This is a genomic window from Phaeobacter sp. G2 (genome assembly GCA_025163595.1).
Classification (GTDB): Bacteria; Pseudomonadota; Alphaproteobacteria; order Rhodobacterales; family Rhodobacteraceae; genus Pseudophaeobacter.
Genome location: CP104100.1, coordinates 2,324,931 through 2,341,569 on the forward strand (window position 1 = coordinate 2,324,931; position 16,639 = coordinate 2,341,569).

Annotated in this window: 14 protein-coding genes; 13 read left to right on the forward strand and 1 reads right to left on the reverse strand. The window is 58.1% G+C overall.

Features of this window, described 5'->3' with window-relative positions:
* The first annotated feature begins 13 nt into the window (after positions 1–13).
* The 9 genes from dxr to lpxB all read left to right on the forward strand — a co-directional run bounded on the left by dxr (position 14) and on the right by lpxB (position 9,386).
* On the forward strand, positions 14–1,186 hold the full coding sequence (gene dxr, locus N1037_11085) for a 1-deoxy-D-xylulose-5-phosphate reductoisomerase (protein UWS77837.1): 1,173 nt from the start codon (positions 14–16) through the stop codon (positions 1,184–1,186).
* 4 nt (positions 1,187–1,190) lie between these two features.
* Entirely contained in the window at positions 1,191–2,540 is a 1,350-nt protein-coding gene (gene rseP / locus N1037_11090; protein UWS77838.1) for an RIP metalloprotease RseP, read from the forward strand.
* A gap of 243 nt (positions 2,541–2,783) precedes the next feature.
* A complete protein-coding gene (locus N1037_11095; GenBank protein UWS77839.1) occupies positions 2,784–2,921 on the forward strand; it encodes a hypothetical protein in 138 nt (45 codons plus the stop codon).
* A gap of 136 nt (positions 2,922–3,057) precedes the next feature.
* Positions 3,058–5,460 carry an outer membrane protein assembly factor BamA gene (gene bamA, locus N1037_11100; GenBank protein ID UWS77840.1) on the forward strand — a complete coding sequence of 801 codons (2,403 nt, stop codon included), beginning with the start codon at positions 3,058–3,060 and terminating at the stop codon, positions 5,458–5,460.
* 78 nt (positions 5,461–5,538) lie between these two features.
* Positions 5,539–6,108: an OmpH family outer membrane protein gene (locus N1037_11105; GenBank protein ID UWS81353.1), complete on the forward strand. Its 570-nt coding sequence runs from the start codon at positions 5,539–5,541 to the stop codon at positions 6,106–6,108.
* Positions 6,109–6,180: 72 nt separating this feature from the next.
* Entirely contained in the window at positions 6,181–6,645 is a 465-nt protein-coding gene (gene fabZ, locus N1037_11110; protein ID UWS77841.1) for a 3-hydroxyacyl-ACP dehydratase FabZ, read from the forward strand.
* 5 nt (positions 6,646–6,650) lie between these two features.
* Positions 6,651–7,436, forward strand: coding sequence for an acyl-ACP--UDP-N-acetylglucosamine O-acyltransferase (gene lpxA, locus N1037_11115; GenBank protein UWS77842.1), 786 nt, complete (start codon positions 6,651–6,653; stop codon positions 7,434–7,436).
* A gap of 4 nt (positions 7,437–7,440) precedes the next feature.
* On the forward strand, positions 7,441–8,229 hold the full coding sequence (gene lpxI / locus N1037_11120; GenBank protein ID UWS77843.1) for a UDP-2,3-diacylglucosamine diphosphatase LpxI: 789 nt from the start codon (positions 7,441–7,443) through the stop codon (positions 8,227–8,229).
* Positions 8,226–9,386: a lipid-A-disaccharide synthase gene (lpxB, locus tag N1037_11125; GenBank protein UWS77844.1), complete on the forward strand. Its 1,161-nt coding sequence runs from the start codon at positions 8,226–8,228 to the stop codon at positions 9,384–9,386. The genes lpxI and lpxB overlap by 4 nt, the downstream gene beginning before the upstream one ends.
* Positions 9,387–9,478: 92 nt before the next feature.
* Here the strand turns inward: lpxB and mnmA are convergent, their stop codons facing one another.
* Positions 9,479–10,624, reverse strand: a complete 1,146-nt coding sequence (gene mnmA, locus N1037_11130; GenBank protein UWS77845.1) for a tRNA 2-thiouridine(34) synthase MnmA — start codon at positions 10,622–10,624, stop codon at positions 9,479–9,481.
* A gap of 149 nt (positions 10,625–10,773) precedes the next feature.
* Here mnmA and N1037_11135 point away from each other — a divergent pair, with 149 nt between their 5' ends.
* From N1037_11135 to recG, 4 genes are all read left to right on the forward strand, one after another.
* Positions 10,774–11,052 carry a DUF1153 domain-containing protein gene (locus N1037_11135; protein ID UWS77846.1) on the forward strand — a complete coding sequence of 93 codons (279 nt, stop codon included), beginning with the start codon at positions 10,774–10,776 and terminating at the stop codon, positions 11,050–11,052.
* Positions 11,053–11,177: 125 nt separating this feature from the next.
* Complete coding sequence (locus tag N1037_11140) at positions 11,178–11,897, forward strand: response regulator transcription factor (GenBank protein UWS77847.1); 720 nt, start codon at positions 11,178–11,180, stop codon at positions 11,895–11,897.
* A 286-nt stretch (positions 11,898–12,183) separates the two neighbouring features.
* A complete protein-coding gene (gene ligA / locus N1037_11145; GenBank protein ID UWS77848.1) occupies positions 12,184–14,442 on the forward strand; it encodes an NAD-dependent DNA ligase LigA in 2,259 nt (752 codons plus the stop codon).
* Entirely contained in the window at positions 14,439–16,529 is a 2,091-nt protein-coding gene (gene recG / locus N1037_11150; GenBank protein UWS77849.1) for an ATP-dependent DNA helicase RecG, read from the forward strand. The genes ligA and recG overlap by 4 nt, the downstream gene beginning before the upstream one ends.
* The last annotated feature ends 110 nt before the right edge of the window (positions 16,530–16,639 follow it).

Consider the following 16,639-nt stretch of genomic DNA (forward strand, 5'->3'; position numbering starts at 1 on the left):
GAGAGGGAAATAAATGCGGAAAATCTCAATTTTTGGGGCCACGGGCTCTATCGGGCAAAGCACGATTGATCTCATCAAACGCGCGCCACAGGCCTATGAGGTGGTGGCGCTGACCGGCGGGCGCAATATTGCCCAGTTGGCGTGCGACGCAATCGACCTGCGTGCGGATCTTGCGGTTACCGCCTTTGAGGACCAGCTCCCCGCCCTGCGCGCGGCGCTTGCTGGCAGCGAAGTCGAGGCCGCAGCGGGGCAGGCGGCCCTGATTGAGGCGGCAACGCGGCCCGCGGACTGGATTATGTCGGCCATCGTTGGAGTTGCGGGTCTGGCGCCGGGGCTCAAGGCGTTGGAACAGGGCACCACGCTGGCGCTGGCCAACAAGGAATCCCTGGTCTGCGCCGGAGCGCTGCTGCTGGACACCGCCAAACAGCATGGCGCACGCCTGCTGCCGGTGGATAGCGAACATTCGGCGGTGTTTCAGGGGCTGGTGGGCGAAGAGATTTCTGCGGTGGAGCGTCTTGTCATCACGGCCTCTGGCGGCGCATTTCGCGACTGGCCTTTGGCAGACCTGCAACAGGCGACGCTGGCTCAGGCCTCGTCGCATCCCAATTGGGACATGGGCCAGCGGATCACCATTGACAGCGCTTCCATGTTCAATAAGGCGCTGGAAGTTATTGAAACCCGTGAATACTTTGGGGTTGAGCCAGATCAGATCGAGGTGCTGGTACATCCTGAATCCCTGGTGCATGCGCTGGTTGGGTTTCGCGATGGAGCCTTGATGGCCCACCTTGGCGCGCCAGATATGCGCCATGCCATTGGCTATGCTCTGCACTGGCCCGAGCGGCGCGACCTGCCTGTTGCGCGGCTGGATCTGGCCAGCATCGGCCAGCTCAACTTTCGCCAGCCCGATCTTGCCCGCTATCCGGCGCTGGCGCAGGCGCGAGATGTCATGCAGCGGCGCGGGTTGATGGGCGCTGTGTTCAATGCCGCCAAGGAACGCGCGCTGGACCATTTTATCGCCGGCGCCATCCGGTTTACCGATATGGCCGAGATCACCGCCAGGGTGCTGGATCAAATTGAGACGCAAAGCGGCCTCATTGAGTCCGCAATGACCCTTGATAACGTCACACAGATTGACCACATCGCCCGCAAGGCAGCCGATGTGGCTGCAGCTCAAAGCATAGGGTAAAGTTTTGGACCTACTCGCACTTCTCCCGCAGCTTAGCGGGCTCGTTTATACGGTTGTCAGTTTTGTCGTGGCGCTCTCGGTGATCGTTGCGGTACATGAATACGGCCATTACATTGTCGGACGTTGGTCCGGTATCCATGCTGAGGTTTTCTCGCTGGGGTTTGGGCCGGTGCTGTGGAGCCGCCATGACAAGCGCGGCACCAAATGGCAGATCGCAGCCCTGCCGTTTGGCGGCTATGTAAAGTTCCTGGGCGATGCGGATGCGGCCTCGGGCAAGGACACGGATGTCATCGAAGCGGCGGCGGCAGATCCGGTGCAGCTGCGGCGCACCATGCACGGAGCGCCGCTCTGGGCGCGTGCTGCCACGGTTGTGGCAGGGCCAGTGTTCAACTTTGTCATGTCGATTGCCGTCTTTGCTTCGCTTGCGCTCTATTTTGGCATGGTGCGTGACCCGTTGACCGTTGGGTCATTGGTGCCTGTTCCGGGTGTTGAAAACACTCTGCGCTCCGGGGATGAGCTGTTGGAGGTTGCCGGTCTTCCGGTTCCAGCCCTCAGCGATTCAATGGCCTGGACGGAATTCCGTGACGCGCTGCCGGTGACGCCCAGCCTGGAATATTTGGTGCGCCGCGATGGTGCAGATCTGCGGGTTACGGATACCCATTTTGCCCCGGCCTATGTTTCTTCTGTGTCGCCGCGTAGCGCGGCTGCTGATGCGGGGTTGCAACCTGGCGACTTTATCACTGCGGTGGACGGGGATCCGGTTTTTGCCTTTGGGCAGCTGGTGGACAAGGTTGCACAGACCAAGGGGGCGGAGCTTTCGCTTGATATATTGCGCGATGGCACAACGATTCAGATGTCCCTGTCACCGCGCCAAATGGACCTGCCCACAGCAGATGGCGGCTTCACCAGTCGCTGGCTGATTGGCGTGAGTGGTGGCAACCTGATCGAGTATGAGACCGAGCCGACCACAGTGGGGCATGCACTCTCAAGTGGGGTCGCGCAGGTGTGGACGGTTGTCAGCTCTTCGATTTCCGGGCTTGGTCATATTATCACCGGGGCAATCAGCAGCTGTAACCTGTCGGGGCCGATTGGCATTGCCAAGGCTTCCAGCGACACCGCGAGCCAGGGGACGGCCAGCTTCATTCGCTTTATCGCGGTTCTGTCGACTGCTGTTGGCCTGTTGAACCTGTTTCCAATCCCGGCGCTGGATGGCGGCCATCTGGTATTTTATGCCTATGAGGCGGTGGTTGGACGTCCGCCCAGCGATCGCGCAATGCAGATTCTCATGACTGCGGGCATCGCCATGATCCTGTCGTTGATGGTCTTTGCGCTGAGTAACGACATTTTCTGCTAATACTGTATCCCTGCTGACACTCTTTGCCAGTGCCTGTCTGGGATCTTCATAAATCAATGGTGGGGCGGCCTGAGGGCCGCCCTTTGCGAATTCAGAATGTGCCAAACTCATGCCACATTCTGCGGTTAAGGCTTTGGTAATCTGCATTAACGCGCAAGATTTGGCGGACAACACCTGATGTCATGGCCCAAAGAGGGGCTCTGTAAGGTGCCAGATCCTGCGTCTTTCCTGGGGGATAAAGTCATGCAAAGCCAGATGATGATACCTGCTGAAACTGAAAACGGATTTGCTCTTTTGTTGCGCCTGAATTGGGATCGAGCGCTTTCGGCAACGTTTATCGTGCTGTCGCTTTGCCTCGGAAGCTGGCTGGCGTCTATGTAACCGCCTCATAAGTCTGAATTTACAGTGCCAGTAGACGCGCGGGTTCCTGCCCGCGTGTTTTTTTGTTGGTTTTGACAACCGCTCACAAACCCGGTACGCACAGTGTTAAGCTGCTATTAATTTCGGGTAAATACTGATGGTCTGGGGCAAGAACGTGGGCATATCCTGCGGTAAGCGCGTAAAGCGTACCAATATTTTGTATCGTGGCGTATCTGTGATCGCCTTAACTGTTACTTTCGGGCTTGGGCTGTCACCCAATTTTGCCGAGGCACAGAACTACCGGTTCAACCAAGTGCAAGTTGAGGGTAACCAGCGTATCCAAACCTCAACTATTGTTGCCTATACGGGCATCGAACGGGGGAAGACCGTTTCTGCCGGCAAGCTGAACGATGCCTATCAGAACATCGTCGACAGTGGTGTGTTTGAAAGCGTCGAACTGGTTCCCAAAGGGAATACCCTGGTCATCAAGGTGACAGAATTCCCGACCATCAATAAAATCAACTTTGAAGGCAATCGCCGTATCAAAGATGAGAATCTCTCCGAAATTATCGAATCGTCACCGCGCCGGGTGTTTAATCCGGCCGTCGCAGAACAGGATGCGGCAGCCATCGCTGAAGCCTACGGCGTGCAGGGGCGGCTGGCATCGCGGGTAACCCCACGGATCATTCGCCGCAGCGACAACCGTGTTGATCTGGTGTTTGAAATCTCCGAAGGCGACACCACCGAAGTTGAACGGGTGTCCTTTCTTGGCAACCAGGTCTATTCGGACCGCAGGCTGCGTCGGGTTCTGGAAACCAAACAGGCTGGTTTCCTGCGCGCTTTTATCAACAAAGACACTTTGATCGAAGACCGTATCGACTTTGACAAACAGATCCTGCGCGATTTTTACCTGTCCCGCGGCTATGTCGATTTCCGGGTCAACAGCGCCAATGCCGAGGTCACCCGCGAGCGTGACGCGGTCTTCTTGGTGGTTGATGTCTCCGAGGGACAGCAGTTCTCCTTTGGCGATATTACGGTCACCAGCGAGATGTCTGAAGCCGACGCGGATGTGTTCCGCAGGGTGCTCAAATCCAAACCGGGTATTACCTATTCACCCACCGTGGTTGAAACAGAAATCGAACGCATGGAAAACCTGGCCCTGCGCTTGGGCATCGATTTCCTGCGGATTGAACCTCGGGTGACGCGCAATGATCGCGATCTGACCCTTGATGTCGAATATGTTCTCACCCGTGGGCCTCGTGTCTTTGTTGAGCGTATCGATATCGAGGGTAACACAACGACGCTGGACCGGGTGATCCGCCAGCAGTTCCGCACGGTCGAAGGCGATCCCTTCAACCCACGTGAGATCCGGCGCACGGCGGAACGTATTCGCGCCCTTGGTTTCTTCTCTGAATCAGACGTTGATGTCCGCGAGGGAAGTTCACCCAGCCAAGTGGTAGTGGACGTCAATGTTGCAGAACAGCCCACCGGCTCGCTGAGCCTTGGTGGCTCCTATTCGGTAAACGATGGCTTTGGCATTTCGCTCGGGTTAAGCGAAAACAATTTCCTGGGCCGTGGGCAGCGTCTTTCCTTCGCTATTGCAACAGCGACTGAAGCGGACGAATATGTCCTAGGGTTTGTTGAGCCGCATCTGTTGGGCCGCGATCTACGCTTCAGTTTTGACCTTGGGCTTTCTGAATCAGACTCGAGTTTTTCTGAGTATGATACCAAGCGTGCGTTTCTGTCCCCAGCGCTTTCCTTCAAGCTGAGCGAGAGCTCAGCCTTGCGGGTGAGCTACTCTTGGAATACCGCCGAGATGATTGCGCGGGCTGATAGGAGCTACATTGGCGGCACTTACCCGTCTGCGGCGCCGACAATTGTAAATGAAATCGCCCAAGGGGAACGTTCCAGCAGCGTTTTTGGTCTGAAATACACCTATGATAGCCGGTTGAATGGTCTGGACCCCAATGCAGGATTTCTTTTTGAAGTCGGCGCGGATTATGCTGGTCTTGGTGGTGACAATGAGTTCCTGAAGACAAGCACAAAATTTGTGGCTCAAAAAACGATCTTCAACGAAGAGGTAACTCTGCGCGCGACGTTGGAAACTGGTGCTCTGCATTGGATGGGGAACAACAATAGCCGGTCCTTGGATCGGTATGTTCTTTCCCCGTCCATCATGCGGGGGTTTGAACCCGGTGGTATTGGTCCACGGGATCGTTCTGCGCGGCCCGATGGCACTACTTATGATGACTTCCTTGGCGGCAATATATTTGCTGTAGCGCGATTTGATGCTGAATTTCCGCTGGGGCTGCCCGATGAGCTGGGGCTTCGTGGGGCGTTGTTCTATGACGTTGGCAACCTCTGGGGGTTGAACGATGTTGATACCTCCGGCAGCACAAACATCGTCGGTCGCGACGGGTCTTTCCGTCATGTGGTTGGCTTTTCGGTGCTTTGGACAACGGGGCTTGGGCCGCTGCGGTTCAATTTTTCCAAGGCGCTCAAGAAAGAAGACTTTGACCAGGAACAAAGCTTCGATCTGACCCTACAGGCGCGGTTCTAACGGGGGATCAAGCCTTTGGTGTCAACTGTGCTTTTTCGATTTCAACAAGCGCTGGCCCTAGGGTCGGCGCTTGTTGCCCTGACAACAGCAGCAGCGCCCGCTGCGGCGCAGCAGGGCCTGCCACTGGGTGGGTTCGAGCTGGGGCAGAACGTGCAGCTGGGAACGCCTCAAAGCGGCTTGCTGACCATTCAGCCGGACCGGCTGTTTTCAGAAAGCCTGTTTGGCAAGCGCGTGGCGCAGGAGATCGAGGCCGAAGGCGCTGTTTTGACGGCCGAAAATCGCAACATCGAGGCTGATTTGCGGGCCGAAGAACAGGAATTGACCGCCCGACGCAGTGCAATGGAGGCAGAAGCCTTTCGCACCCTCGCCGATGCCTTTGACCGCAAGGTGCAAGAAACCCGCAGCACGCAGGACCAAAAACTTCGTGAAATCAGTCAGCTCGGAGAGACCGCCCGGCGCGAGTTTTTTGCCGCCTCTCTTCCCGTGCTGGAAGGGATCATGCGCGAAACCGGGGCCGGGGTGATTCTCGACCATTCCACCGTCTTTCTCAGCGCAGATGTGGTGGATATCACCGATCTGGCGATCACGCGGATCGACAAGGTCCTGGGCGATGGTGTGGATCAGCCCGACGGGGCTCAGGATCAATAGGCCCGGGAAGCTTGCTCAAAATGGACCTAGTTGATAGGGACTTTCAAACATACCAAAGACAGGATACTTGCCATGACCGCTGAGCTACAGAGCGCCGACATTCACCTTATTCAGCGGATCCTGCCGCATCGTTACCCATTCCTGCTGGTCGATAAGGTGGTCGACATCGACGGAATTAATTCGGCGCGTGGCATCAAGAACGTGACCATGAACGAGCCGCATTTTCAGGGCCATTTTCCGGGCACACCGATCATGCCAGGGGTCACAATTGTTGAGGCCATGGCGCAGACCGCTGGTGTTATGCTGGGGGTCGCTTTGGACATGGTCGACCGCGATCTGTTGATCTACTTCATGAATATCGACAAGTGCAAATTCCGCCGCAAAGTCATTCCAGGTGACGTGCTGGAAATGAAGGTTGAGATCTTGCGCGGCAAGGCTGGCGGCAAAATCTTTAAATTCAAGGGCCTTGCCACTGTTGAGGGGGAAACTGCCGCCGAGGCAGAGTTCACCGCAATGGTGGATATTCAAAAGGATTGAATAGGATGAGCCAAATTCACCCCAGTGCGGTGGTCGAAGAGGGCGCCAGGATTGGTGAGGGCTGCCAGATTGGGCCCTTTTGCCATATCGGCCCCGAGGTGGTTCTGGGTGCGCGGGTGACGCTGAAATCCCATGTAGTGATCACCGGGGATTGCGAGATTGGTGATGACACCGAGGTGTTCTCTTTTGCGGTGCTTGGTGAGATCCCACAGGATCTCAAGTTCCAGGGCGAGAAAAGTCGCACAGTCATTGGCAAGCGCAACCGCATTCGTGAACATGTCACGGTCAATGCCGGCACTGAAGGGGGCGGCGGCGTGACCCGAATTGGCGATGATGGGCTGTTTATGGCCGGCTGCCATATTGCCCATGATGCCATTGTGGGCGACCGGGTGATTGTCGTGAATTCCGCTGCGGTGGCCGGGCACTGTGTGCTTGAGGACGATGTGATCATTGGTGGGCTTTCCGGCATTCACCAATGGGTTCGTATTGGTCGCGGCGCCATTATTGGTGCTGTGACAATGGTGACCAATGATGTGATCCCCTACGGCCTGGTTCAGGCGCCGCGCGGCGGGCTGGATGGGCTCAACCTTGTTGGTCTGAAACGGCGCGGCGTGACGCGCTCTGACATCACCGCTTTGCGGGCGGCATTTCAGATGTTGGCCCAGGGCGAGGGCACCTTTCAGGAACGCGCCCGGCGTTTGGGGGACGAGACCGAAAGCGCCTATGTTGAAGAAATCGTTGCCTTTATTACCGGGCAGACCGATCGCTCTTTCCTGACGCCCGGAGGCTGACCCGATGCTTGCTGTCATTGCCGGAACCGGGCTTTTGCCCAAGGAAATATGCGACCGCCAGACCCGGCGCGCGCTGATCTGCGCCATGGAGGGCTCTGAGCCGGACTGCGTCGATGCAGAGATTTCCTTTCGCATTGAACATCTCGGCAGTTTTTTTGCGCGGCTGAAATCCGCAGGCGTGACCGAGGTCTGTCTGGCCGGCGCGGTCAGCCGCCCGCCCATTGATCCGACCGCTATTGATGCCGCCACCCTGCCGATGGTGCCGGTTATCCAGGCGGCTTTGGGAGCCGGCGACGACGGGGCCCTGCGCGCGGTGATGGGGCTGATCGAGGCCGCGGGCTTTACCCTGCGGGCGGCACATGAGGTCGCACCAGAACTGTTGATGGCAGAGGGTGTTGCCACTCAGGTCCAGCCCGGCGCAATCGACAAAGCGGATGCCGAGCGCGGCGCCGAGGTGGTTGCGGCCATGTCCGCAGCGGATATTGGCCAGTGCTGCGCCATTCGGGCTCGTCAGGCAATCGCCGTGGAAAATGCCTTTGGCACCAACTGGATGCTTCAAAGCCTGGTAAATCGACCGGATGGACAGGGCGGCATCTTGTTCAAGGCGCCCAAACCCGGCCAGGATCGCCGCGCTGACCTGCCTGCCATTGGGCCGCAGACGGTTGAGCTGGCGGCCAAGGCCGGATTGTCGGGGATCGTGCTGGAGGCCGGCGGCGTTATCGTGCTGGAGCAGGACGCGGTGATTGCGGCTTGTGATCGCCTTGGGCTGTTTCTCTGGTTACGCGCCTCGTGAGCCTTAAGGTCTTTATCCTGGCGGGGGAGCCCTCGGGCGACAGGCTGGGGGGCGCCTTGATGGCGGGGCTCAAGACCCTGCGCCCGGATGTCAGTTTTGAGGGGATCGGCGGCACATTGATGGCCGAACAGGGGCTGCACTCTCGATTTGCGATGGCGGAGCTGTCGGTCATGGGGCTGGCAGAGGTGCTGCCCAAGTACCGTCATCTCAAACGGCGTATCCGCGAGACGGCAGAGGCAGTGATTGCCCAGAACCCTGACGTTCTAATCACCATCGACAGCCCGGATTTTTCCCTGCGGGTTGCCAGCTTGGTCAAGGCTGGTAGTGATATTCGCACCGTGCATTATGTTGCCCCTTCGGTTTGGGCCTGGCGCCCCAACCGGGCGGTAAAGATGGCGCGGAGCATTGATCAGGTTCTCGCGCTGCTGCCGTTTGAGCCGCCCTTGATGCAAGCGGCAGGAATGGACTGCGATTTTGTCGGCCATCCGGTTGTGGCAGAGCCACTGGCAACAGACGCTGAAATAGCAGAGTTTCGCGCCAAATTTGATCTCGGTGAGGCGCCGTTGGTGCTGGCTTTGCCCGGCTCCAGACGGTCAGAGGTCACCCGGTTGGGGCCTGTTTTTGGCGAAGCCTTGCAGGCCTTTGCGCATCTTCATCCAGGCTACAGGGCGGTGGTTCCCTGTGCCGCGCCGGTGGCTGATCTGGTACGGGCCCAGGCCGAGGATTGGCCCAAAAACACCCTTTTTCTGGATCCCAACAGCCATGATTCCCAGGCCTATGCCGCAATCAAGCGCGCTGCCTTTGCAGCGTCAGATCTGGCGCTTGCGGCCTCGGGGACGGTCTCTTTGGAGCTGGCCGCCAATGCAACGCCCATGGTGATTGCCTATCGGTTTCAGTGGCTCACCTGGCAGGTGATGAAACGCATGGCGCTGGTGGATACGGTGACCTTGGTCAATCTGGTAAGTGAAACCCGCGTAGTACCAGAATGCCTGGGCCCTGAGTGCACAGCCGAAAACATTGCGAGGCAATTGGACGCGCTGGCACAGGCGCCTGAGCTGCAAAAGGCGGCAATGGCAGTGACCATGCAGCGTTTGGGGCAGGGCGGTGAGGAACCGGGGCTGCGCGCTGCCAGGGCGGTACTCCACCGCCTCCCCTAAAGCGGGCCGCGCTCAGTATTCCCCTTTACAGTTCTGGGATAGAGTAGCTGTTGCATGTGGAAGATCTGTCCCGCACCTCACTGTTGAGCAGCTTAATAGCCGCGCCAGATCCAGCCGCCGCCATAGATACGGCTGCTGTCGGAGTCGTAAAACACACAGGCCTGCCCCGGAGAGACGCCTTCCTCGGGTGTCAGCAGTTCGACCTCGGCGGTGGTGGCGCTGAGCGGGCGAATGATTGCTTCGCGCGGCGGCCGGGTTGAACGGACCTTGACCATGACCTGCCATTCCTTGCGGCTGTCAAAGGGCTCATCCCCGAGCCAGTTGATTTCGCGCACCGGAATGGTGCGGGTCGCCAACAGCTCTTTGGGGCCGACAATCACCTGCTTTTTGTCCACATCCAGCCGCACCACATAGAGCGGCTCTGTCAACCCGCCAATGCCCAGCCCGCGCCGCTGGCCGATTGTGTAGTGGATAACGCCGGTATGGCTGCCCAAGACGCGACCATCCGCATGGACGATTTCGCCGGGTTCCGCTGCGCCGGGACGCAATTTCTCGATGACGGAGGTATAGTTTCCATCTGGTACAAAACAAATGTCCTGGCTGTCCGGCTTATCCGCCACCGCTAGGCCGTATTGTGCCGCCATCTCGCGGGTTGCGTCCTTTGAAGGCAGATGCCCCAAGGGAAACCGCAGATAGTCCAGCTGCTCAGGCGTGGTGGAGAACAGAAAATAGCTCTGATCGCGATTCGCATCTTCTGCGCTGTGCAACTCGGCACCTCTGTCGCCCATCTTGCGCTGAATGTAATGCCCGGTCGCCATGCAGTCCGCCTCTAGATCGCGGGCAGTTTCCAGCAGATCCTTGAATTTCACCCGCTCATTGCAGCGAATACAGGGCACAGGCGTTGCCCCGGCCAGATAGCTGTCGGCGAATTCGTCGATCACGGCATCTTTGAAGATGTTTTCATAATCAAGCACATAATGGGGGAAGCCGCGCTCTTCGGCGACCCGGCGTGCATCATGAATATCAATGCCAGCGCAGCAGGCGCCTTTTTTGGCCAATGCCGCACCATGGTCATAGAGCTGCAAGGTCACCCCAATCACATCATAGCCCTGCTCGGAGAGGTAGGCGGCAACAACCGAGCTGTCGACCCCGCCGGACATGGCCACCACCACACGGGTTTCTGAGGGCGGTTTGGCAAAGCCAAGTGAGTTCAGCGGGGTATCGGTATCCAGTGCCATCAGGCAAATCCTTAGATCAAGGGGGCAAGCATCGAAGAATATATGAAAATCCTACAGACTCTCAAGGGGGTAGGTTCATTGCTCCTTAAGTAGACTGAGCAAAAGCTACTGGCGAACGAAAGACTGATGTACCGAACAAGGGTAGAGGCATGTTTCTGAAGAAAGTTGAGGGTCCGCGCGCTGTTACGTTGCCTGATGGCAGCACGATGACTCGTGCTGATTTGCCGCCGGAAAATACCAGACGCTGGGTGGCCTCCCGCAAGGCCGCAGTGGTGCGCGGCGTGCTGTATGGGCTGCTGCCCCAGACCGAAGCCCTGCGTCGATACGGGCTGAGTGAGGAAGAGTTTCGCAGCTGGATTTCCGCCGTTGCAGACCACGGGGAAGAGGCGCTCAAGACCACTCGACTAAAAGACTACCGTAAACACTGAAGCCTTTTTTAAGTGAAGACTTGAGTCAAAGTTGATAATTAACGATTATGGTAACGGGCCATTAACCTTTTTCGATCAGGGTTAACGCAACCTAAGGGAAACAGTCACAGGCGGAGACTTTCAACATGCGCATTCTACTGGTCGAAGACGATCCAACGACAGCAAAGAGCATCGAATTGATGCTGACCCATGCCAACCTTAATGTCTATTCGACGGACCTAGGTGAGGAAGGGATCGATCTGGCCAAGCTTTATGACTACGACCTGATCCTGCTGGACCTTGGCTTGCCGGATATGAATGGCCACGAAGTTCTGCGTCAGCTGCGCATGGCCCGTATCGAAACACCAATCCTGATCTTGTCTGGTGCCGATGATACCGACAATAAAATCAAAGGCTTCGGCTTTGGCGCGGATGACTATCTGACCAAGCCATTCCACCGCGAAGAGCTGGTGGCCCGGATCCACGCGATTATTCGCCGTTCCAAAGGTCACTCCCAGTCCATCATCAAAACCGGCAAGATTGCGGTGAACCTGGATGCCAAAACCGTAGAGGTGGACAGCAAGACCGTGCATCTGACCGGCAAGGAATACCAAATGCTGGAACTGCTCAGCCTGCGTAAGGGAACCACCCTGACCAAAGAGATGTTCCTTAACCATCTTTATGGCGGCATGGACGAACCAGAGCTGAAAATCATCGACGTTTTCATTTGCAAACTGCGCAAAAAGCTCAGCACGGCCACAGGTGGTGACAATTATATCGAAACAGTTTGGGGCCGGGGCTATGTTCTGCGGGACCCGCAGGATGATCAGATGTCCGGTGGTCACCGCATGGCTGTAGGGGCCTGAGGCGACAATTTCTGATCGCGGCGGTTACAGTCCGGAAATGGCATGTGGCGAACCCTAACAGGGTTTGCCGACATTTTGGAATGTCCGGTTAGTGATATTCAGGTTAATGCAGTCCTTGTCGTGCTGCGAACAAGAACCCGCCTTGGCGGGTTTTTTGTCGTTTGCACTGGGGGGACTGGCTGCGCCCCTATGTGTCTCGTGGTGTATTTTCTTGCGCTGGGATCACTGGACGCGGCGAGAAACGCGTTTTATCACTCAGGGCAAACTTGGACGATGGGGACCGCGCGTGAAACAGATCGAAGCATTAGATCCCTCGGGGCTTTCTCAGGACCAAGCTCAGGCGGAGTTTTTGGAGTTGCAGAGCCAGCTGGCCGCAGCTGATCAAGCCTACCATCAAGACGACGCCCCCTTTCTGAGTGATGCCGCGTATGACGCTGCCAAAAGACGTTATCAGGCCTTGGCCGAGGCCTTTCCAGATCTGGCAGACAGCGCAACGCAGCTTGAAACCGTTGGTGCGCCGGTTACCTCTGGCTTTGGCAAAATTCAACATGTTGTGCCGATGCTCTCGTTGGGCAATGCCTTTGAAGACGCGGATGTCACGGATTTTGAGCGCAGCATTCGCAGCTATCTGGGGCTAGAGGCCACTGCGCCGCTGGCTTTTACGGCTGAGCCCAAGATTGATGGGCTATCCCTGTCGCTTCGCTATGAAAAAGGCGTTTTGATTCAGGCCGCGACCCGGGGCGATGGCGCCACGGGGGAAAATGTCACCGCCAATGCCCGCACCATTGCGGATATCCCGCAACAGCTGACCGGCGCGCCGGATGTGCTGGAGGTGCGCGGCGAAGTCTATATGAGCCATGAGGATTTCACCGCTCTGAACGCCCGCCACGGGGAGCGCGGCGGCAAGGTCTTTGCCAATCCGCGCAATGCGGCGGCGGGGTCTTTGCGGCAGTTGGACGCCGAAATAACCCGAGCGCGACCTTTGCGTTTCTTTGCCTATAGTTGGGGCGAACTCTCTGCCCCGCTTGGGGATACGCAAACCAGCGCTATTGCGCGGCTTGCCGAGCTTGGGTTTCAGACCAACCCACTGACCAAGACCTGCAATACGGTTGCAGATCTGATCGCGCAGTACCGCCTGATCGAAGAACAACGCGCCACACTGGGCTATGACATCGACGGGGTTGTTTACAAGGTGGACGCGCTGGCGCTGCAGGATCGGCTTGGGTTTCGCTCAACCACCCCGCGGTGGGCAATCGCGCATAAATTCCCGGCTGAGCTGGCCTGGACCTGGCTCGAGGCAATCGACATTCAGGTGGGGCGCACCGGCGCGCTCAGCCCGGTTGCCCGTCTTGCTCCGGTCACTGTGGGCGGCGTTGTTGTCTCCAATGCCACCCTGCACAATGAGGACTATATCCGGGGGCGCGATTCCAAAGGCGCAGTGATCCGGGGCGGCAAGGATATCCGCATTGGCGATTGGGTGCAGATCTACCGGGCCGGGGATGTGATCCCCAAGGTGGCTGATGTGGATCTTACCAAACGTCCAGCGGAGGCCGTTGAATTTAACTTTCCCGACTGCTGCCCTGAATGCGGATCCGAAGCTGTCCGAGAGGAAGGCGATGCGGTCAGGCGCTGCACCGGTGGGATTATCTGTCCCGCGCAAGCCATTGAAAAGCTAAAACACTTTGTCTCTCGTAAGGCCTTTGATATCGAGGGCTTGGGGGCTAAACAGCTGGAGGCGTTCTACAAGGATGTAGATCTGCCGATCCGCACACCAGTTGACATCTATACGCTGGCAGACCGGGATGCGGGCCAATTGGCAAAGCTGAAGAACCGGCCAGGTTGGGGCGATCAAAGTGCCGCCAATCTCTTTGCTGCGATCAATGAAAAACGCAATATCCCGCTTGGGCGGATGATCTTTGCGCTTGGCATCCGCCACGTGGGTGAGGTAGCCGCCAAGGATCTGGCGCTGCATTTTGGCAGCTGGCAGGAGCTTGCAAAGGCGGTGGATCAGGCCCGCGCCGCTGCGCTGGCCCATCGTGCGGCGGATCAGGCAGAGGATCAGGAGCGGGAGCAGGCCAGCAGCGAAGGCCGCCGCGCCAAGATCAAGGAAACCCGCGAGGCGGCAGTTGCAGATTTTCAAGTGCCGCAGCCAGCGCAGGAGGCCTGGGAGGATTTGACGGGCATTGATGGGATCGGCGCAACTGTTGGCCTGTCTTTGTCCGACGCGTTGGCCAATAGCCAGGAGCGGGCGGTAATCAATGATTTGGTGGCGCATCTGAATATCGCAGCCCCGGCAGCACCATCGCAGGCCAGCCCGGTTGCGGGACTGACAGTGGTCTTTACCGGCAAACTGGAAAAGATGACCCGCGACGAGGCCAAGGCGCGGGCAGAATCTCTGGGGGCCAAGGTCTCTGGCTCGGTGTCAAAGAAAACCGATATCCTGGTGGCCGGCCCGGGGGCTGGATCAAAGGAGAAAAAGGCGCAGGAGCTAGGTATTCGTATCTTGGATGAGGACGGCTGGTTGGCGGAGATTGCAGCCACATGAGCGGCCGCCCCGAAATCCTGTTCCCGCTATTTGCCGGGGCCGAAACCCTCCAAGGGGTTGGCCCAAAAACGGCACAGAGCCTGGCTCAGATCGGGTTGCAAACGCCACGGGATCTGGCTTTTACACTGCCGTATTCGATACTGGACCGTCGCCGGCGCGACAGCATCAAGGGGCTGGATCTACCTGCCATTGCAACGGTGGAGGTGGAGGTGGGAAGCCACCAGCCCGCGCGTAATCGTGGTGGCGCATATAGGATTAACGTGAGCGACCAAGAAGTTGAATTTCAACTGGTATTCTTTCACGGGCGCAGCCGCTACCTCGAGGCGCAATGCCCCGAAGGCTCGCGGCGTTTGGTGTCGGGTAAGGTTGAGCTGTTTGACGGTGTTGCCCAGATGGTGCACCCGGATCACATGGTTCCCCTGGCCGAGGCGGAAGATATTCCAGAGTTTGAGCCTGTCTATCCGCTGACCCATGGGGTGACCCAGAAAACCATGACCAAGGCGGCGCTCAGCGCTTTGGAGCGCCTGCCGGAGCTTGCCGAATGGATCGATGCTGAGCAGGTCAAACGCGAGGCCTGGCCCGGCTGGAAAGAGGCGCTGATTGCAGGCCACCATCCGCAGGGGCTGGAAGATCTGTCCCCAGATGCACCGATCCGGACCCGGCTTGCCTATGATGAGCTGTTTGCCCATCAATTGACCCTGGCCCTGGCGCGTCAGGCGGAACGTAAATCCCATGGTATTGTCAGCCAGGCCACAGGGCGTTTGCAGGGGCCGGTGCTGGCGTCGCTGCCCTATCGCCCGACCACGGCGCAGACCCGAGCTATTGCAGAAATCTCGGCGGATATGGCCAGCGATCGCCGGATGAACAGATTGCTGCAAGGTGATGTCGGATCAGGAAAAACCCTGGTTGCCTTTATGGCGCTCTTGGTCGCGGTGGAGGCCGGCGGGCAGGGCGTAATGATGGCGCCAACCGGCATTCTGGCGCAACAGCACTATGAAGGGCTGCGCCCCTTGGCGGAACAGGCCGGAGTGGTGCTTGAGCTGCTGACCGGGCGGGACAAGGGCGCTGAACGGCGTGCCAAACTGGCGGCGCTGGAAGCAGGGGATATCCAGATCCTGGTTGGTACCCATGCGGTGTTTCAACAGGATGTGGTGTTTCGGCGGCTGCATCTGGCCATTGTGGATGAACAGCACCGGTTTGGTGTGCGGCAGCGGATGGAGCTGGCGGAAAAGGGCAAAGGGGCTGACGTTCTGGTGATGACCGCCACGCCCATTCCGCGTTCGCTGGCCTTGGCGCAATATGGCGATATGGATGTCTCGGTGCTGGATGAGAAACCGCCCGGGCGTAAACCGGTAAAGACCGCCGTGCTGAGCACGGAGCGTATGGAGGAGGTGGTAAACCATCTGCGGCGTGCCATAGACGAAGGCCGCCAGTGCTATTGGGTCTGTCCGCTGGTTGGCGAATCCGAGGTGATGGACCTGATCGCCGCCGAAGAACGCTTTAAACACCTGCGTGCCATTCTGGGCGAAGGCGTGGTTGGTCTGGTGCATGGCCAGATGCCGCCTGCCGAAAAAGACGCGGCCATGGCGGCGTTTCAACAGGGCGAGACCAAGGTTCTGGTGGCAACCACGGTGATCGAGGTGGGGGTGAACGTGCCCAACGCCTCGATCATGGTGATTGAGCGCGCCGAAATCTTTGGACTTGCGCAGTTGCACCAGCTGCGCGGGCGGGTTGGACGCGGGAGTGCGGCGTCGACCTGTCTGTTGATGTATCAACCGCCGCTGTCCGAAGGCGGGCGGCGTCGGTTGGAGGTTCTGCGCGAAAGCGAAGATGGATTCAAAATATCGGAAACGGATCTGCAAATGCGTGGGGCAGGCGATGTTATTGGCACTGCACAGTCTGGATTGCCGCGCTTTCATATCGCCGACCTTGAACGCCAAGCCCCCTTGATGGCCGTCGCCCAGAGCGATGCCCGGTCTTTGTTGGCGATGGACCCCGGCCTGACCAGCCCGCGTGGCCGTGCCGCGCGTGTTCTCCTTTGGTTGATGAAACAGGATCAGGCTATTCGTTTAATTTCAGTTGGTTAGGGGTATTTGGTCCACTTTTTTAGGCCGAGGTTCCGAAAAAGTTCGCAAATGTTCTCAAAAAGTTCTTTACAGGGCAGGCGTAAAATGAGAACAAAAGAGCAACAAGGCCG